We start from the raw sequence: 19519 nt of genomic DNA on the forward strand, positions 1-19519 counted from the left end.
ATTCCGAGTTTCAGGTAAAAGCACATGTGGAAGTATTAGGAATACCTGTTACAAAAAGTATAAAATTTTTTTATATAATAGATGAGTGAATCCCTAAAAGAAGATTGGGATAATGACGCATACAATGAGCTATAAGAAATAGGACATTATAAATTGATGTTTTTTGGTGTTTTTAAATAGTAAAACTGGCGATAAACAGTCGCCAGTTTTTGGTATGGATTTATTCTACATACAAGCCCAGTCCGCTATTGCAGAATGGACCTGAGCCTTTGGGTTAACATGCACCGCTCTTAATCGCTCTTATCATCTAACAAGGCTCATAATGCAGAATTCACTCAATCATAAGCAATTATTGATTGCAGAAAAGCATCTTTTTTCACTGAAAATACTTTTCCAGCCCCATAAAAATCGCCTCCGACACAGCTTCCTGATACTGGTTGGAAGTCACGTGGCTTTCTTCCGCAGCGTTGCTTAAATACCCTAATTCAACAAGCGCGGCAGCCTGCTCGTTCTCCCTGATTACATGAAAATCGCCAAATCGGTAGCCACGGTTGACCACCTGTAACGAGGAGCCGAGAGATTGATTGAGGCTTGCGGCCAGGGATTTTTGATAAGCATGATAATAATAGGTTGTCACACCGCTGACCAGGTGATTTTTCGCATGATCATAATGCAGGCTTATAAAGGCATCGGCGTTGTGATTGTTAGAAATACCGGCACGGGACGGAAGAGCTAAATAGTAATCGGTATTTCGCGTTAAGATGACGGCAGCCCCTGCTGCTTCCAGCTTGTCCTGCAAAAGCAAGGCCGTCTGTAATGTCAAATTCTTTTCCAAAGTACCATTTATTCCTTTTGTGCCGCGATCTCTGCCGCCGTGTCCAGGGTCGATGACAATCAATTTATCGGAAAGGTATTGTTCCGCTCCCTGCTTTTTCATTTGCGGGGCATCTCCTGCGGGCGTTACCACCCAGCCTGCTACATATGCTGTTCCGCCGCTTTCGAGCCGGATCTTGTACCAGTCATCAGCGGCGGCGATGATCGAAAATCTTTCGCCCACATAAGTCCTTGAAACGATCACTGACTGGACATCGGGTCGGCTCCTGAGATTTGTGCCATTCTGTTTGATGACAACCTCGCCTTTCATCGGTTTTTCGGTAATCGGTGTCTCTGATTCTTTTTGTCCAGAGGAAAAACGGAGATAGTCTTTATTGATCCAGCCGTATGCCGACTTATAGGAGACCTTCATCCAATCTCCTTCCACCGTGATAATCTTTACCTTGCTGCCTTTGGCGATTTTCCCGAGCACTTCTCCTTGAAGTGAAGCATGAGTCCGTACATTTACCGTGTCAGCAAGCACCGCATGAGCTGGAACTTCTGTTTTTTCAGTCCCTGTAATCGATTCTTGGCTGATGAATTTTTCTGCTATCCAGCCGGTTACTTTTTTGGTTTGTATGTATGCCCAAGTTCCTTGCTGCTCTAGAATTTCAACTTTGCTTCCCTTTTTTAGAGAACCTGCGAGGTTATAGGAAGTGTCGGGCCCGGTTCGTACGCGGACATCCCCGGAAATGATGCGGCCCTTTCCGATAGTCCGTTTTTTACCGCTGTTTTCTTCGCCTGTCAGCCATTTGGCAACCCAGCCTTCCTTCCCTGTTCCTGTTTTAACTTTAATCCATTCGTCATCCTCTTTCAGGATCGGATAAGACTTGTCCTGCAACAATACATCCACAACCGGTGAACTGATATCGGGACCCTTCCGGACATTCAAAACCTTCCCTTTAACGGTTAGCTCGTCTTTTCCCGCTCCTTTTGCATCACCCAGTGGATGAAGCGCGCCAACAAGAAGCAAAGAAGTGAGGAATAAACTTCCTTTTTGATAAAAACGCATGAACATCTCCCCTTTAAAAAAACGACCCCTTTTCTGTGAGCTATATAACTTCTATCTTTTTTTAAAAAACCCTCCTCGTTCATGAAAATAAATCGCCGATTAGGAAAGAATAGGTATGGAGACGCATGTTACTGTCAGTTAACAGGAACTTATCAAAGACTTTTACAGGGAGGGTGCCAAATGAAATTCAGTGAAAAAGGACAGACGAGCCTTAATGGAGAAAATCAGCTCTTAGGCGTAGACTTTCATGACTTCATCCAAAGAGAACAGGGCGCAAGCGATATCGAACTGGCTTCGGAATTCGGCCTTAGTGTGAAGGATGTCAAAAAACTGAAGAAGCGATTGGGCCGATCATAAACCTTTAGGGAATTTGCCTGAATGGTCTTGACATTTTAAAGAACCGTCCGTATGATTATATAAATATCATACATACTGACTGATAACCATTGATGGAGAAGAGTAATTAAGAACCACATGAAAAGAGAGGAAATGCCGCCCGGCTGAAAGCATTTCCGCATGCTGCCTTAATGAAAGAACACTTCGTAGGCTTCGCTCTGAAACTTTAGTAGGAGATGGACGTATACAGGCGTTAACTGTATTGAGCGGAAGCATGCTCGCGTCATGCTTCAATTAGGGTGGCACCACGGGAATATAACTCTCGTCCCTTGTAACAGAAAAGTTACAGGGGACCGGGAGTTTTTTTGTTTGGTTTATCCAATCATATATCGATTGAAAAGTGTTTCGCTTAAATCAAAGCTACAGACATAAATTAAGGGAGGAAAAAACCAATGTCGATTCAAATGCCGCGTGGAACCCAGGATATCCTTCCTGGCCAGACGGAAATTTGGCAGTACATCGAAAATGCTGCCCGGGATCTATGCAGAAGATATCAATATAAAGAAATACGGACGCCAATATTTGAACATACAGAACTATTCCTTCGCGGTGTCGGTGATACGACCGATATCGTCCAGAAAGAAATGTATTCGTTCCAGGATCGAGGCGGCCGCGATATCACGCTTCGACCGGAAGGAACGGCTTCTGTTGTCAGGTCGTATATTGAGCATAAAATGTTTGGCTGGGCGAATCAGCCGGTAAAACTTTTCTACTTTGGGCCGATGTTCCGTTACGAACGTCCGCAGGCAGGCCGTTTCCGCCAGTTTGTACAATTCGGCATCGAGGCTCTGGGCAGCGCAGATCCGGCGATCGATGCAGAGGTACTTTCGCTGGTGCTGGGCTTATATCAACAGCTTGGTTTGAAAAAGCTGAAGCTTGTGATTAATAGCCTTGGCGACAAGGAAAGCAGGACAAACCACCGGAACGCCTTGATCAACCACTTCGAACCGCGGATCGGAGAATTCTGCAGCGATTGCCAGAACCGGCTTAAGAAAAATCCGCTGCGCATTCTTGATTGTAAAAAAGACCGGGATCACGAGCTAATGAAAACTGCTCCATCGATTATTGACTATTTAAATGATGAGTCGAAAGCTTATTTTGAAAAAGTGCAAAAGTATTTAACCGATTTGAAGATTGAATTTGTCGTTGACCCGACCCTTGTGCGCGGCCTGGACTATTACAACCACACCGCTTTTGAAGTGATGAGCGATGCGGAAGGCTTTGGGGCGATTACAACGCTTTGCGGCGGCGGACGCTACAACGGACTTGCCGAAGAACTCGGCGGTCCGGAAACACCGGGAATCGGCTTTGCATTAAGCGTTGAAAGATTGGTTGCCGCACTCGAGGCAGAAAAGGTCGAACTTCCAATCGAACAGGGCATCGATTGTTACCTGGTTTCCCTGGGAGAGGCGGCAAAGGATTACACCGTCAAGCTCGCCTATGAGCTGAGAAATGCCGGGTTTACCGTCGAAAAGGACTATCAGGACCGAAAAGCAAAGGCACAATTTAAATCAGCGGACCGGCTTCAGGCAAAATTTGTTGCCATTCTCGGGGATGACGAATTAGCAAGCAATAAAATAAACGTGAAAAATATGGAGACGGGCAACCAGATAGAAATGGACCTTGCTTCATTTGTCGATAATTTTAAAAAGCTGAAGGCTTAAGGAGGAAAACGGTATGTTTGGCAGATCATATTTCTGTGGGGAAGTAACCGAAACAGCTATCGGGGAAAAAGTGACCTTAAAAGGGTGGGTCCAAAAACGAAGGGATCTCGGCGGTTTGATTTTTATCGACTTTAGGGACAGAACAGGCATCGTCCAGGTTGTATTTAACCCGGATGTATCAAAAGAATCGCTGCAAACAGCCGAAAAGGTCCGCAGTGAGTACGTTCTCGATATCGAAGGAACAGTCATTCTCCGCGACGAATCAAATGTGAACAAAAACATCTCCACCGGAAAAATCGAAATATTGGCAGAGTCTGTTTCCATTGTGAATGAAGCAAAGACTCCTCCATTTACCATCGCCGACAAAACGGAAGTATCAGAAGATCTCCGTTTGAAATACCGTTACCTGGATTTGAGGCGCCCGGTTATGTTTGACACACTGAAAATGCGCCACAAGACAACCAAGGCAGTCCGTGATTATCTCGACGGTGAAGGCTTTCTCGATATTGAAACGCCGATTCTGACGAAAAGCACACCTGAGGGGGCGCGTGACTATTTAGTGCCAAGCCGTGTGCATGATGGTGAATTCTATGCCCTGCCGCAATCACCGCAACTTTTTAAACAGATGTTGATGGTGTCCGGGGTTGAACGTTATTACCAGATTGCCCGCTGCTTCCGCGATGAAGATTTGCGCGCAGACAGGCAGCCTGAATTTACCCAGATCGATATTGAAACAAGCTTCATGAGCCAGGAAGATATCATCTCGTTGACCGAAGAAATGATGGCTAAAGTCATGAAGGAAGTCAAAGGCCGCGACGTTACCTTCCCGTTTCCAAGAATGACCTATGACGAAGCAATGAGCCGTTATGGCTCTGATAAGCCCGACACGCGCTTTGCGATGGAACTGATCAATGTTTCCGAACTGGTCGCAGACAGCGGCTTTAAAGTGTTCTCCGGCGCTGTTGCAAACGGCGGCGAAGTAAAAGCGCTGAACGTAAAGGGGGGCGCTGCCGATTATTCCCGCAAAGATATCGATGCTTTAGGAGAGTTCGCCGCAGTTTACGGTGCTAAAGGCCTGGCTTGGGTAAAAATCGAAGCAGACGGAGTAAAAGGACCGATTGCGAAATTCTTTAACGAAGATGATCAGCAGAAACTGAGCCAGGCGACAGAGGCAGCAGAAGGAGATCTTTTGCTGTTTGTCGCTGATAAGAAGAGTGTGGTCGCAGATTCCCTTGGCGCTCTCCGTTTAAAGCTCGGAAAAGAAAGACAGCTGATTGACCAGGAATTATTCAACTTACTCTGGGTCGTTGATTGGCCGTTATTGGAATACGATGAAGAAGCAGGCCGCTATTTCGCAGCGCATCATCCGTTCACGATGCCGGTAAGAGAAGACCTCGAGAAGCTTGAAACCGACCCTGCGAATGTCCGTGCCCAGGCTTATGACCTTGTATTGAACGGCTATGAGCTCGGCGGAGGCTCGCTGCGTATTTTCGAACGTGATATCCAGGAAAAAATGTTTGAAGTACTCGGCTTTACGCCGGAAGAGGCGAACGAGCAGTTCGGTTTCCTCATGGAAGCATTTGAATATGGAACTCCTCCGCATGGCGGAATCGCACTCGGCCTCGACCGCCTGGTCATGCTCCTTGCAGGACGTACAAACCTCCGGGATACGATTGCCTTCCCAAAAACGGCAAGCGCGAGCGATTTGTTGACCGATGCTCCTGGAACCGTCAGCGAGGCCCAGCTTGAGGAGCTTCATCTTTCACTGGTAGAAAAGAGAAGTAAGCAGCCCGCTACAAATGCTGAGGCTGTCGGACAAGGTAGTTTAAAAAAACAGTAACATTTTCCCACTCCTGTTCGCTTGAAACGAAAACAGCGGATATGATATGATAATTTCAAGTTAGTAAGAGTCCTGATGTGTACGTTCTTTAACCTATAAGTTTTGACCGAACACTTATAGTTACGGGAGCCCAAGTTTCCGGGCAGCGTAAATGCCTCCATAAGAGAGGACTTACAAACGTGCGGAACAGTGCACCCACCTGCGGAGAGCGGGTTCAAAACAAAGGCATAAACGGCACGATTGGGACTCTTACGCCCATACATAGGCAATAAATCAATATATATCATAAGTAAAAACCCAAATGGTAAGCTCCTTTTTCCAGGTGCTTGGGATTTGGGTTTTTGCATTGTCCATACTGCGAAAAAGATTTATAAAAGCATACTACAAATTGGAGTAGTTGGCCTATTGAAAAAGTAATATCATTTTTGTATCCATATATTAGCAGTATGCTATAATGTAGTTGTACAGCTATATAGCAGGGTGGGCAGTGGCCACTCCTTCAAAGGAGGAAGGTGTGCCACTTATGACGATATTTGAAGCGCTAATGGTTGCAATTAATTTTTCAGCCTTAATCGTATCAGTATTCGTTGTAGTTATTTCTTTACACCAAAAAAAGAAATAACCCACCCTGCACCAACCAAAGTTCGGGGATAGGTTATTTCTTTTCTCAATCTTAGGGCTGCTGCTCTTCTTGCAGTTAGCTGTATGTCAGGGATACCAGTTAGCAGCTGGTGTCCCTTTCTTAATGTAAGCTGTATATCCTTATTATATGTATATCCATTATAATTGTAAAGTAAACGACGAATTATTAGGAAACATTAGGATTGTTTGGCAATCTTCGAAGGGTTGTTAATTTTGTATCGTATATCTTTATTGAATTTTTTATCAACGATCTTCGCGTCAAATGTGATCGAGTTGCCTATTGCAAGCTCCTGTTTTTTCAGGGTATTGCTGTAGCCGCACCACGCTTCTCCAACCTCTAATGGATTTTCTCCAGTGATTTTAACGTGTTCCAATATCAGGATTTCATCTTCGCTTTCATTGAAGTGGTTGTATTTCGTTGCAAACTCTTTTACCACCGCTTCAAACGACACTTTTTCTCCCGGTAGTTCAAGTACGGCTTTTGACGTTTTTTCTTTGGGTTCTTTCTTTTTTTTCTTCAACTGCTTATCTTGAGCCGGCTCTCCAGCTTCAGGCAATTCTCCAGAGGAGGTTGCTTCTTGTGAATTAAGTACAGATTCTTTGCCAAAAGAAGCGCTCTGCATTTCCTTTAAATAAGCGGGATGGACACAGTGAAGGGCTTCGTTGGAAAAGGAGACGACCGCTGTCTCATGAGTCCCATCGGTTTCATACCCCTTAATGGTAACGGTGTATGTCGTGTTTTCCCGTTTGTACATAAATTCCTTTTTTGGAGCCCTGGCTGAGGCAGACAACAGACCCCAGGATTTGGTCTTGTGCATATATTCATTCTCATCGGTGAATTTAAGATATTCGCCTTTTGGCGGGATCGTGGTGAACATGCTGGGTTCCTCCTTTTACTCGTCGTTTAAAAAGCTTCATCGGCCGTGCCGCTATTTACAGGTACGCTATCGGCAATAGATTCAATATTTTTCGCGACTTTTGTACTGTAGGTAAAATCTCCGTAACAGTATGGGTAGCGGAAATTATTTTTATTCCCCCCGCAATTGTAGACTTTCGGTTTTTTGTTTACCTGGAGCAGGGAGAACTTCTTAGCTAGCTCCTCGGTATGCTTGCCGCCATGCTGCGCGGCATAGTCAATATAACCGATTCCCATGTTATAGGCCTGGATAATCGTTGGAAAATCGACTTTCTTTTGATTTCCATATGTTACAGCGCGCTGAAAATGATTGACACCCTGTTTGATGCTTTGCTTTGGATCCTTAATGGTATTTGGCGCTAATCCCGCTGATTCAGAAGCCTGCATAGGATCGCCGCCTTTGCCCCTGCTCTCTTGCTGCATTAATGCTAGAAGGACTGTTGTGTATTCTTCAAGATGATACTTTTCTAATTCATCGCGAATAATCGGACTATATTTTTTTGCATCTTCAAATGGATCGTTGCTGATAATAGAAGACGATTCTTCAATAATTGAAACCTGCATCACTTGCTTTATCATTATAAAAATGAAAAAAAGAATAAGCAATACGAAAATGGTTTTACCTTTCTTCCGTTTTCGTTTTTTCATGAATTTCTCTCCTATATTCAGTTTCTACTAGGATATTATAATATAAGGCAGCATTGCGGGTAAAAATAAATGACTAGATTTCGTTTATAGTAGTAAATAAAAGATCGCGGCAAGCTAAATATAAAAAAGAATGGAAACGGTAATGATAGCCCAAAAACTTCAGCAAGAGCTCATAAACTTCAGCAAAAGCTCATAAATCTGAGTAATCGCTCATAAATTCTGATAATAGCTCTTAAACTTCAAAATCGCTCATGGTGTGTTGCACAATTTAAAGTTCTGTTGTAAATCTGGGAAAGTGACCGTGTTGTAGCCAACTGACCCAGCATTGGCACTATTTCATACTGGATCACTTGTTTTAAACAATGTTTATGTTATATTCGTCTTTGGGAATTGTAATAGTAAAGAGATTTGGTTTGGAGCTGGTATTCAAATGTTGCATCAATTTTCGCGTAATGAGTTGGCGATTGGCAAGGAAGGGCTTGAGTTAGTAAAGAATACATCTGTGGCGATCCTCGGGATTGGCGGCGTAGGGACGTTCGCGGTTGAGGCGCTTGCGCGTTCCGGAGTGGGACGGCTGATTTTGGTGGATAAGGATGATGTGGACATCACGAATGTGAATCGGCAGCTGCATGCTTTATTATCCACTGTCGGTATGTTCAAAGCGGATTTGATGAAGGAGCGGATCAAGGATATTAATCCGGAGTGTGAAGTCATTTCGTTAAAAATGTTTTATACCGAAGAAACGTATGAAGAGTTTTTCAGCTATGGATTAGACTATGTCATAGATGCATCAGATACAATCGTTTATAAAATCCATTTGATGAAAGAATGCCTCAAGCGCAATATTCCGCTGATTTCAAGTATGGGGGCAGCGAATAAAATGGACCCGACCCGGTTCCGGATTGCGGATATTTCTAAAACGCATACTGATCCGATTGCAAAGGTGATCCGCAAGAAACTGAGCAAGGAAGGAATTAAAGGCGGCGTGCCGGTTATTTTCTCTGATGAAAGCCCAATCGTTATCAGGGAGGATGTCCGCAAAGAAGTAGGGAACGATGCCGCAAAGATCCGCAAAGCGCAGATGCCCCCTTCTTCTAACGCTTTTGTTCCTTCGGCGGCCGGCTTGATTGCGGCCAGCTGGGTTGTCAGGGAAATTGTAAAAGATATCCCGATCAAACGGGTAAATGACGAAAAATAATTAAATTTTTATACCGCGAAGACCCAGGCTGAGCAACAGTCTGGGTCTTTTAGCATAATAAAGTATAACTTTTCCAAGATAATTAGTGGATGATAGGGATTTAGCAGGGCAGTGCATCCAGACATGTGTGTGTCTGCCAACGGGACACGAACGCTTTTCTTTTCTTATTTCAATAGAATAATATTTTCCTGGATTATTATAGCAATCATCTGAAAAAAGCATAGATTTTACTACAGTGTCAGTAGTTTTGTGAAAAAATATTTAAGAATAGTATCTAGACGTATTGGCTAGAATAGGATAAAATACTTTCAGAATATTACTTTTATTAGCAATCTTGATTATTTTGTTAATCTTGCATATTTTCTAGGGTTGAATCACAGAATTTAGAGAATGTGCAAAAATTAAAAACAGGGGGAAACATGAATGAAAAAAAGAAAAGTAGGCGGCGTCATGCTTTCGCTGTCATTAAGTGCCGGACTTCTTCTGGCTGGCTGCGGCGGTGCTGAAGAGAGCGGCGGATCTGGCGGAGGAAAAGAAATCAAGATCGGGGCTAACGTTGAATTGTCGGGCGGAGTTGCTTCTTATGGACAATCTGCATCGCAAGGCTTACAGCTTGCAGTTGATGAGATCAACAAAGAAGGCATTGACGGCAAGAAGTTGAAAATCGTCAAAGTCGATAATAAGTCTGATGCGGCAGAAGCTACCAACGGTGCATTGAAACTGGCAACCCAGGATAAGGTTGCTGCGATTGTCGGTGCTGCGACCAGTACAAACACATTGGCCCAGGTACAGATTGCCACAGATAACAAGATTCCTTTGATCACGCCGACAGGAACAAATCCTGACATTACCAACAAAGACGGCAAAGTAAACGAATATGTGTTTAGAACGTGCTTTATCGATCCATTCCAGGGCACAGTAGCTGCCAACTATGCGAAAGATGAGTTCCAATCCAAAAATGCTGCTGTGTTTATTGACAGTGCCAGTGATTATTCCAAAGGTCTGGCAAAAGCGTTTACAGATTCTTATACAAAAGCGGGCGGCAAAATCGTCGCCAAGGAAGCTTATGTGGCGAAGGATACAGATTTCCGTGCGACACTTACACGTATCAAATCTGCTAAACCGGACTTCATCTTCCTGCCTGGTTATTATGAAGAAGTAGGCTTAATTGTGAAACAAGCCCGCGAAGCTGGAATCGATGTACCGATCATGGGCGGAGACGGCTGGGATTCTCCGAAGCTAGTTGAAATTGCCGGTAATGAAGCATTGAACAATACGTTTATCACAAACCACTATTCTGCAGCTGACCCTGACGAAAAGATCCAGGAATTCGTAAAAGCATATAAAGCTAAGTACAAGGACACTCCGGACGGCTTCGCTGCCCTTGGATATGACACTGGCTATATGCTAGCGGATGCAATCAAACGTGCTGGAGATGCAAGCCCTGAGAAAATCAAGGAAGCTCTTGCTAAAACAAAGGATCTAGCGCTGGTTTCAGGAAATGTGACCTTGAATGAAAACCACGATCCAATTAAATCAGCATCCATTCTAAAGTATGAAAATGGAGAACAAAAATTTGCAACAAAAGTTGATCCGGAATAAAAAAACATCAGCTCCCGGCGAAAGCTGGAAGCCCGCGTTAAAAGGCAGGACAGGTTCATCTAAGAATAGGGGCCTGTCCCCCTATTTATGTTTAACTCTTTAAACCAAGGGGAGTCGGAAATGGAACTCATACAACAGCTTATAAACGGAATATCCCTCGGCAGTATCTATGCCCTGATCGCTCTCGGTTACACAATGGTATATGGAATTGTTAAGCTCATTAATTTTGCTCATGGTGATGTCTTTATGGTAGGAGCCTTCGTGGGCTTTTATTCAATCACGCTCTTGGATTTGTCTTTTTTCCCGGCCTTGCTGTTAACGATGGCAGTGACGGCTATCTTCGGTGTCATTATTGAGCGAATCGCATACAAGCCTTTGCGCAACGCGACAAGAATCGCGGCGTTGATCACGGCAATCGGCGTTTCATTGCTTATTGAATATGGCTTTATCTATTTCCGCGGGGCACAGCCTGAAGCGTACCCGTCAGGTGTCCTTCCTACTGAAAAAATCTCGATTTTAGGAGTTTCAATAAATAGCCAGTCCATCTTCATCCTTTGTACATCTGTTGTTCTCATGATTATCCTACAATTCGTTGTCCATAAAACAAAAATCGGAAAAGCGATGCGTGCCGTTTCGTTCGATGCAGAAGCTGCCAAGCTAATGGGGATTAACGTCAATAACACGATCTCGGCCACATTTGCAATCGGATCGGCGCTGGCAGGAGCTGCCGGAGTCATTTTCGGAACCTATTACAGCAAAATCGAGCCCTTGATGGGGATTATTCCGGGATTGAAGGCATTCGTTGCCGCTGTTCTTGGTGGAATCGGCATCATCCCTGGAGCAATGGTCGGCGGATTGCTTTTGGGAGTGGTTGAATCACTGGTCAGTGCTGCCGGATACTCTTTGTGGCGCGATGCAGTAGCATTTATTGTTCTTATCTTAATCCTTATCTTCCTTCCGTCAGGCTTGTTCGGAAAAAACAGAAGAGAAAAAGTGTAGGGGAGACAAAGAGATGACTATTCTTAAAAGTGCAAAAGGTTTTTGGCTCTCAATCTTATTGTCTATTATTTTATTTGCCATTATTCAATTTTTGATAATCGGTGAATATTTGAACGGGTTTTATATTAATACGATCTTTTTCATGGGAATCAATATTATCCTTGCGGTCAGTCTTCATCTCATCATTGGGATCACCGGCCAGTTTTCAATCGGACATGCAGGATTTCTGGCGGTTGGTGCCTACGCATCAGCGGTTGTATCGATGAAATTAGGGCTGCCATTTCCTTTGGCGATCATAATGGGCGGACTCGTGGCAGCGATTGCCGGGCTTGTCATCGGAATTCCAAGCTTGCGCCTTAAGGGGGACTACCTAGCGATTGCTACACTGGGTTTCGGGGAAATTGTCCGGATTGTGTTTTTAAACATTGACTACGTCGGCGGTGCCAGCGGCTTGCAAGTATCCCATTTGACTACCTGGCCATGGGTTTTCGTTTGCATGATGATCACCCTCCTAGTCATTAGAAACTTTACGAATTCAACGCACGGGCGAGCCTGTATTTCCATCCGTGAAGATGAAACGGCTGCAGACGCAATGGGAATCAACACAACTTATTATAAGGTTGTTGCCTTTGTCATTGGTTCCTTCTTTGCCGGGATAGCCGGTTCCTTGTATGCTCATAACTTTTACATTATCCAGCCTTCGAATTTCGGTTTCTTAAAGTCGTTTGACATCTTGATCTATGTTGTACTCGGCGGGCTTGGCAGCATGTCTGGCGCGGTAGTTGCCGCGATACTGCTGACCATCATCTCCACATTCCTGCAGGACTTCCCTGAAACAAGGATGGTCATTTACAGTATTCTCTTGATCGTGATGATGATTTACCGTCCACAAGGCTTGATGGGCACGCGGGAAATCACGTCATTTTTCAAGAAAAAGAAAAGCGTTGAAGGGGGTCCTAAGGATGACAACCAACACACCGTTGCTTAAGGTAGATAACGCCGGCATCCAGTTTGGAGGCTTGAAAGCAGTACAAGGCGTCAATGTGGAATTGGATCGCGGGGAACTTGTCGGTCTGATCGGCCCAAACGGCGCAGGGAAAACCACCTTCTTCAATCTGCTCACAGGCGTTTACGTGCCAACAGAAGGCAGCATTTCTTTAAACGGAGAGAAGCTGAACAAGCAGGCTCCCTATAAGATCACGAGAAAGGGAATCAGCCGTACTTTCCAGAATATCCGTCTGTTCAGTGAACTTTCCGTGATTGATAATGTAAAAGTGGCCTACCATTCGCTGGCAAAGCATTCAATCGCAAGCTCGATATTCCGGGTCCCCGGCCATTTTTCAGGGGAAACAGAAATGCATGAAAAAGCAGTCGAGTTTTTGAAAATTTTTAACCTCGATCGATTTATGAATGAAAAAGCAAAGAATCTCCCATATGGACAGCAGCGCCGTCTCGAAATCGCGCGGGCACTTGCCGCGAATCCGAAGCTATTGCTTTTGGATGAACCGGCAGCGGGGATGAACCCGCAGGAAACGCAGGAACTGATGAAGCTGATCGCGCTCATCAGGGAAAAATTCGATCTGACCGTTTTGCTTATCGAGCACGATATGGCGCTTGTTATGGGCGTTTGTGACCGAATTTATGTGTTGGACCACGGACAGCTGATCGCACAGGGTACGCCAGCAGAAATTAGAAATGACCCAAAAGTTATCGAAGCGTATCTCGGCGAGGAGGTTTCATAAATGTTAAAGGTAGACGGTATCAATGTATATTACGGTAATATCCAGGCAATCAAAGGCGTTTCCCTGGAAATTAATGAAGGCGAAATCGTAACGCTGATCGGGGCGAACGGTGCCGGGAAAAGCACGCTGTTAAAAACAATCTCCGGCCTCTTAAAGCCAAAGCAGGGCAAAATCGTCTATGAGGGCAAATCAATCGGCGGCAAGGCGGCCCAGACAATTGTGAAGCAGGGAATCTCCCATGTTCCGGAAGGCCGCCGCGTATTTGCCAACATGACGGTCGAAGAAAACCTGCAATTGGGAGCATACTTGCGGAAGGATAAAGAAGGAATCAAACAGGATCTTGATAAAGTATTTGAGCTTTTTCCAAGATTGCTTGAACGCCTCAAGCAGCAGGCAGGGACCCTGTCAGGCGGGGAGCAGCAGATGCTTGCGATGGGCCGCGCACTTATGGCGAAACCACGGCTGCTGCTCCTTGATGAACCTTCAATGGGACTGGCTCCCTTGCTGGTGAAAACAATTTTCCGAATTATCGAGGAAATCAACCAGACAGGCACGACAATCCTTCTGGTCGAACAAAACGCCAACCTGGCACTTTCGATTGCCGACCGTGCTTATGTCGTTGAAACGGGCCGGATCGCCCTCTCCGGCGACGCAGAAGAACTGACATCAAGTGAACAAGTTAAAATGGCTTATCTGGGCGGACATTAAATTCTAAAACAGTCGGGAGCGAAACATCCATTTCGTTCCCTTTAATATGTCGGGGGAGTGTGGAGTTATGGAAAATTGGATCCTGCTTGTCATTATTGTTTTAATAGCTTCCTTATTACAAGCCAGTACCGGATACGGCTTTTCCATAGTTGGCACTCCATTTTTGTTAATAATCTACCCGGCGCACACTGCAATCCAAATTAATATGATCCTCTCACTATGTCTCTCTCTGTTCATGATTTTTAAAATCGGAAACGAGGTAGACAAACCTCTGTTATTCAGACTCATTAAAGGCAGCATAGCTGGGCTTGTTTTAGGACTTTTTATTTATCTTTATATTGATGTTCGATTATTAAAAATGGCAGTTGGCGGGCTTATTCTCATTTTAACGGTCTTGCTTATCTGTCAACTTTCGATACATCAAACAAAGAACAGAGATATTTTGTCCGGAGGAATCTCAGGACTGCTAACAACGAGCATCGGTGTACCAGGTCCGCCTTTATTACTCTACTTTTCCAGCGTTGGCACTGGTAAAGCGCTTCTTCGCAGTACCACCTTAGCCTACTATCTCTTTGTCTACTTCATCAGCTTAATTATGCAGATATCATTTGGCGGAACGAGTAAAGAGGCGTGGATTTCATCTCTCATTGCGGTACCTTCCTTATTAGTTGGCATACTGCTTGGACAATTCTTGTTTAAATGGATCAGTCAAAGAGCGTTTCGAATAATAACGTACAATATCCTGCTCTTTACAGGGGGGTATCTGATAGCGAGCAGCTTCTGGTTTTAATAATTGCATAAACATGGCGATATCCTTCGTCGCTCCCATGAAAGCGTTCTGATTAAAAAGGTATTTTTAAAATTGTATTAACAAGGGGTACATAAAATACTGTCCATTCAGACTTAAAAAAGATCAGGGTAAAAAAAGCTTGAATCTATTTTGGTGTTAATTTAAATGAGAGAGTTAAAAAGACTTTTTTTCGGTAGCGATCAAAAAAATGAAATTCTATCATTCATGAAGGTATTTTTAGGACTTAAGTTAGTTGACAATGATAATCGTTATCAATTATTATAAAACTCAGATCACTGATTGATAATAATTATCATTATCAGTATTGGAGATTGTCAACAAGGTTTCTGAAAAAGGATGTGTAGAAATGAGTACGATACAAACCGAAAGTACAAGAGGTACACAAAAAGAGGCTTTTGATGAGGAGGAGTTAAAAACTTTAAGTTACATTAGGAGTAAAGAACCAGAATTGGAAGAAGGGTACCTAACGAATCTTCAGGCAGGACGAAGAGGTATCTTTCAGCGTCTATTTCAGGCACTTATACGAGAAAAGCTAATCGAAGCAGAGAGAGTTTCCTGGCTAGAAGGAGTTGGAACAAGCATCTGCATTAAGCTGCCTAGTGGAAAAACGCTGCAAACTGCCGTCAAGAAGCGGCATTCACTTGGAAGATTTGATGTAGAAGGTGATGCTGTTGTTTATGGTCGTGAGTATTCTAGAGTACTTACACACCCTGTTGAACTTCTAGAGTTATTAAGGCAAGAAGGATTGTTAAACGAAGCAACAGAAGAGCAGTTTCAACGATTCAAAATGGAGATTCAAAACGGAGTAGCGAATCTAACCTTAGCATTGGTAGGTGCTGTCCGAAGAAAACGGGAGTTAGCTACTATAGCTAAATTAGAACATATACAGACCTCCTTAGAATGGGTGGTCAAACAGAGTAAGGACAACAGGAACTTTAGTCCACTGGCTTTTTATGAACAATGGGTAGTGGAAGGTCATCCTCTACATCCTGGAGCTAAGACGAAGTTTGGTCTTGATGTAGCTGATGTCATCCGATATTCACCAGAATGGGGCGCCACTCCAGAGGTAGCACTTGCGGCGATTGTCAAAAACTGTTGTCACACCACATCCATCGATGGATACACCGTGACAACTCGTCTGTACCAAGAGTATGAAGGCTTACAATCATTCGTTGAAAAAACATTACAAAAGCAGGGATTAAATCCTATCCAGTTTGAATTGATCCCCGTACATCCGTGGCAGTTTGATCATACAGTATACCCCCTGTACAAAAAAGAGATTGAACAGAAGAGAATTGTTCCTATTTCAGACTTTCGTATTCCGACACAGTCATTGGTTTCTTTTCGCTCTTTAGCTCCCATTCAAAACCGTGGGCAGAGAAAGCATCATATAAAAACAGCAGTCAATGTACAAACCACCAGTGCTGTACGTACCGTTTCACCTAATTCTGTGGAAAATGGGCCCATTCTTTCGAAGATATTAGCTAACATACAAGAAAGAGAAAATGATTTTGCGGGAAAATTTGTTGTACTTCAAGAGCGTGCAGGTGTTTATTTCCAACCGATAAATCCAACGTTGTCGGGAGATGAGCGATGGACACTACAGGCCAATTTAGCGTCCATCCTGCGGGAGAATCCTGAGAACCATGTCAAAAACGAAGAGGAAATTCCTATGGCTGCTGCAGCGCTTTTAGCGGAGTCTCCGATCAGTGGTAAGCCTATCGCGGTTGAATTAATAGAGGAACTAGCTGGGCATTATGGTTTGTCTGATTTAGCAGAGGCGACATATTTATTTATCCAAAGATATGCTCAAGCATCGTTACCGGGCTTTTTAACCTTGATGGTACGGTATGGAATTAGTTTAGAAGGTCATATGCAAAATAGTGTTTCTGTTTTTCGTAATGGCGAGCTGGTACGTATTCTTTTAAGAGACTTCGGCGGTGTGAAAATTTTACCAGAAAGATTGAGGAAGCAAGGATTTCAAGCAGAGTTTTATCCAGGCTCCTCCATAGTAACAGAAAAAGAAAGTCAACTACGAAATATTATCTTGTATTCCGTCATGCAGAACCATTTGGCTGAATTAATCACATGCATCGTTCGTACCCTGGGAATCGATGAGGAGAAGCTTTGGAAGCAGGTTATTGGAGTATGTAAAGCTGTTTTTGAAGAACTGAAGAGTGACCCTTACATTGCAGAACAGGCTGCAACAGATGAGCAAGCTCTTTTTCAACCTATGATTGACTTAAAGGCCCTAACGACTATGCGACTACGAGGAGATATTACAGCCTATTCATTTATGAAAGTTCCCAATCCTATGATGGGATGGAAAGGAGAGATTCAGTCATGAGCGTAAGTTCAACTCGACTTCTGGAGACCGATGTTCTGCGTACGGCATATAAGAATTACAGACAGGGACTCATGTTGCAAGATGAATTAAAAATCCTCACTTTTTTACAAACCAATTATCCTGATATGGTTTCTGCATATGTGTTATCTCTCGCAAGAGGGCGTCTAGGGATTTTGCGTCGGCTAGCAGAGGCCATGTTGCGTGAAGATATCATGGGACTTACTTCAAGTTCGCATGATCTGTACGTTATTGACTCCATTCACGCTTTAAATGTTCCAGCCATTGATGAGTATTGGCAAATGATTATTCAAACGCTCCATACATACGGCTTAGAAAATAGTAAAATATACAAATTATATCCTCTTTGTGTGAGAGAATGTCTCGTGATTCCTATAAGTCGAACCTATGCATTTAACCGAGTAGAAGTAGATGGGGTTATTTTACATGTTACTAAAGATGGAGTTAGAACAATAGAACACTCTGTTGAACTGCTCCAGTTGATGCGCCATAAGGAAGAGCTTCACCAGGAAAGAGAGCAAAGCGCTTGGGTGAAACTAGCTGAAGAATTAGTAAACGGAAGTGCCAATCTAGCACTTTCCCATGCCTATTGGGAACAGAAAAAAAAAGAACTTCAACAAAAAGCAGAAGAACACGGAATCACAACTGCCATCGATTGGGTACTGTCACAAAAGAGACAAGATCATAAATTTGATTCAAGTTTGTTTTTTGAACAATTATCCGTAGAAGGACATAATCTTCATCCAGGTGCTAAAACCAAAATAGACATGGAACCAAAAGATGTGTTTCGTTACGCACCAGAATTTGATGGAGTAGCTGATATTCAGTTTGTCGGAATTCGGAAGGATTTTATGGAGTGGTGCGTTATAAAGGAAAATGAAGAGGATGCGAATGCATTTCTCTTTAAAGAGTATCCAGAATTATCAAAGGAAGTTGAACGAGAATTCGCAGGACAAGGTCTTTTTGTTAACGATTATGTGTTGGTCCCTGTGCATCCGTGGCAACTGGAAAAGGCGATACCAGACATCTACCACCTAGAAATCAAGGAACAGATCGTGGTTCCTATACGCGGCATAATCATTTCAAGTGGGGCAACATCTTCTTTTCGAACAGTTGTTCCTCTTGTGAACGGGGAGACGAGGAAGTATGCGATAAAAGTAGCAGTCAACAGTCAGATGACTTCTACTGTTCGCTCCATATCCGCAAATACTACAAACAACTCAACGGTTTTTACTCGGCTCATTCGTTCCATTATGCAACAGGAACAAGACCTTGTTGAAAAGTTTGTACCTGTCTGTGAATGTGCAGGATTTAATTTCAAAAGTAAAGAAACAGAAGGTCTTAAAGGTAATCATCAGCTAAAAAGCAGAAATCTATCTGCTGTGATACGTGAGAATGTAGAAACATTTGTAGCGTTGGACGAAGTAGCTATCGTTGGAAGTTCACTTTTTGCTGAATCCCCGATCACAGAAAAGCTGATTCTTGTTGAATTAATTGAAAGGTATGCTGAAAAAAGGAAGGAAACGTCATTTCGTAAGGCAGCGTTTCAGTTCGTCTCAGAGTATGTTTCGATCGCACTTCCAGGCTTTCTTACCCTCATGGTAAAGTACGGAATTGGTTTAGAAGGTCACTTGCAAAACAGTGTGATGATATTTAAAGAGGGGCGTCCTGTTCGAATGCTTTTTCGCGATTGGGGAGGAACTAGAATTTATCGAAGCAGGCTTCAACAACATCAAGTTCAAGTGCAATTTTATCCTGGTTCCGTCACGATGACGGATAGTCTAAAGGAAATGCATAATAAGGTATTTTATACTGTATTACAGAATCACTGCGGGGAGTTAATTCTACAAGTATGCAAGCATTTTGGCTTAGGGGAAGGAGAGTTGTGGCAGGAGATTCATCGGATTTGCGAAAAAGTCTTTGATCAACTTGAATCCTTGCCCCAATATGCCGAAAGCGTACGCATAGACAGGAAAGCATTATATCAAGCTGAAGTAGATCACAAGGCACTTACAAAAATGCGCTTAGAACCTGAAGGAAAAGAATATTCCTACGCAATCGTCCCCAATCCTCTTCACGAATTTAGTCGGAAGGAAGAATAAG

At 43.6% G+C, this 19519-nt stretch carries 16 protein-coding genes, 1 other RNA gene and 1 other annotated feature; of the genes, 14 read left to right on the top strand and 3 right to left on the bottom strand.

The features are described from left to right. Positions 1–376: 376 nt before the first annotated feature. Positions 377–1885 (bottom strand): N-acetylmuramoyl-L-alanine amidase family protein, encoded by a 1509-nt coding sequence (locus ELQ35_RS14815; RefSeq protein WP_185861780.1) that lies wholly within the window; start codon positions 1883–1885, stop codon positions 377–379. Positions 1886–2065: 180 nt separating this feature from the next. Here ELQ35_RS14815 and ELQ35_RS22655 point away from each other — a divergent pair, with 180 nt between their 5' ends. The 5 genes from ELQ35_RS22655 (at position 2066) to ELQ35_RS23765 (ending at position 6407) form a co-directional block, all read left to right on the top strand. Beyond that, the gene (locus tag ELQ35_RS22655) at positions 2066–2242 is read left to right on the top strand and encodes a hypothetical protein (protein ID WP_185861781.1); all 177 of its coding nucleotides are present in this window, start codon (positions 2066–2068) and stop codon (positions 2240–2242) included. Positions 2243–2322: 80 nt separating this feature from the next. Beyond that, positions 2323–2554, top strand: a binding site (T-box leader). A gap of 119 nt (positions 2555–2673) precedes the next feature. Continuing rightward, entirely contained in the window at positions 2674–3945 is a 1272-nt protein-coding gene (gene hisS / locus ELQ35_RS14820; RefSeq protein WP_126865596.1) for a histidine--tRNA ligase, read from the top strand. 13 nt (positions 3946–3958) lie between these two features. Beyond that, a complete protein-coding gene (gene aspS / locus ELQ35_RS14825) occupies positions 3959–5785 on the top strand; it encodes an aspartate--tRNA ligase (protein ID WP_126865597.1) in 1827 nt (608 codons plus the stop codon). A gap of 66 nt (positions 5786–5851) precedes the next feature. Then, a non-coding RNA gene (gene ssrS / locus ELQ35_RS14830) (6S RNA) lies at positions 5852–6036 on the top strand. 272 nt (positions 6037–6308) lie between these two features. Beyond that, the gene (locus tag ELQ35_RS23765; RefSeq protein WP_370873460.1) at positions 6309–6407 is read left to right on the top strand and encodes a putative holin-like toxin; all 99 of its coding nucleotides are present in this window, start codon (positions 6309–6311) and stop codon (positions 6405–6407) included. Positions 6408–6603: 196 nt separating this feature from the next. On the opposite strand, the gene ELQ35_RS14835 is transcribed toward ELQ35_RS23765, so the two are convergent. Together ELQ35_RS14835 and ELQ35_RS14840 are read right to left on the bottom strand one after the other, a co-directional pair. Then, positions 6604–7305: a hypothetical protein gene (locus tag ELQ35_RS14835; RefSeq protein ID WP_126865598.1), complete on the bottom strand. Its 702-nt coding sequence runs from the start codon at positions 7303–7305 to the stop codon at positions 6604–6606. A gap of 26 nt (positions 7306–7331) precedes the next feature. Continuing rightward, on the bottom strand, positions 7332–7991 hold the full coding sequence (locus ELQ35_RS14840; RefSeq protein WP_126865599.1) for a lysozyme family protein: 660 nt from the start codon (positions 7989–7991) through the stop codon (positions 7332–7334). A gap of 430 nt (positions 7992–8421) precedes the next feature. On the opposite strand from ELQ35_RS14840, the gene ELQ35_RS14845 reads away from it, so the two are divergent. From ELQ35_RS14845 to ELQ35_RS14885, 9 genes are all read left to right on the top strand, one after another. Further along, a complete protein-coding gene (locus ELQ35_RS14845) occupies positions 8422–9189 on the top strand; it encodes a tRNA threonylcarbamoyladenosine dehydratase (RefSeq protein ID WP_126865600.1) in 768 nt (255 codons plus the stop codon). Between the two features lie 423 nt (positions 9190–9612). Next, complete coding sequence (locus ELQ35_RS14850) at positions 9613–10791, top strand: ABC transporter substrate-binding protein (RefSeq protein ID WP_126865601.1); 1179 nt, start codon at positions 9613–9615, stop codon at positions 10789–10791. A gap of 120 nt (positions 10792–10911) precedes the next feature. Then, on the top strand, positions 10912–11790 hold the full coding sequence (locus tag ELQ35_RS14855) for a branched-chain amino acid ABC transporter permease (RefSeq protein ID WP_126865602.1): 879 nt from the start codon (positions 10912–10914) through the stop codon (positions 11788–11790). A gap of 13 nt (positions 11791–11803) precedes the next feature. Continuing rightward, entirely contained in the window at positions 11804–12778 is a 975-nt protein-coding gene (locus ELQ35_RS14860; protein ID WP_126865603.1) for a branched-chain amino acid ABC transporter permease, read from the top strand. Continuing rightward, entirely contained in the window at positions 12753–13532 is a 780-nt protein-coding gene (locus ELQ35_RS14865; protein WP_126865604.1) for an ABC transporter ATP-binding protein, read from the top strand. The genes ELQ35_RS14860 and ELQ35_RS14865 overlap by 26 nt, the downstream gene beginning before the upstream one ends. Beyond that, on the top strand, positions 13533–14240 hold the full coding sequence (locus ELQ35_RS14870) for an ABC transporter ATP-binding protein (RefSeq protein ID WP_126865605.1): 708 nt from the start codon (positions 13533–13535) through the stop codon (positions 14238–14240). A 67-nt stretch (positions 14241–14307) separates the two neighbouring features. Continuing rightward, complete coding sequence (locus ELQ35_RS14875) at positions 14308–15030, top strand: sulfite exporter TauE/SafE family protein (protein WP_126865606.1); 723 nt, start codon at positions 14308–14310, stop codon at positions 15028–15030. Positions 15031–15397: 367 nt separating this feature from the next. Continuing rightward, positions 15398–17398, top strand: coding sequence for an IucA/IucC family protein (locus tag ELQ35_RS14880; RefSeq protein ID WP_126865607.1), 2001 nt, complete (start codon positions 15398–15400; stop codon positions 17396–17398). Next, positions 17395–19518, top strand: a complete 2124-nt coding sequence (locus tag ELQ35_RS14885) for an IucA/IucC family protein (protein WP_126865608.1) — start codon at positions 17395–17397, stop codon at positions 19516–19518. The genes ELQ35_RS14880 and ELQ35_RS14885 overlap by 4 nt, the downstream gene beginning before the upstream one ends. Position 19519 lies beyond the last annotated feature (1 nt).

It is taken from the genome of Peribacillus cavernae (genome assembly GCF_003989135.1).
GTDB classification, from domain to species: Bacteria; Bacillota; Bacilli; order Bacillales; family DSM-1321; genus Peribacillus; species Peribacillus cavernae.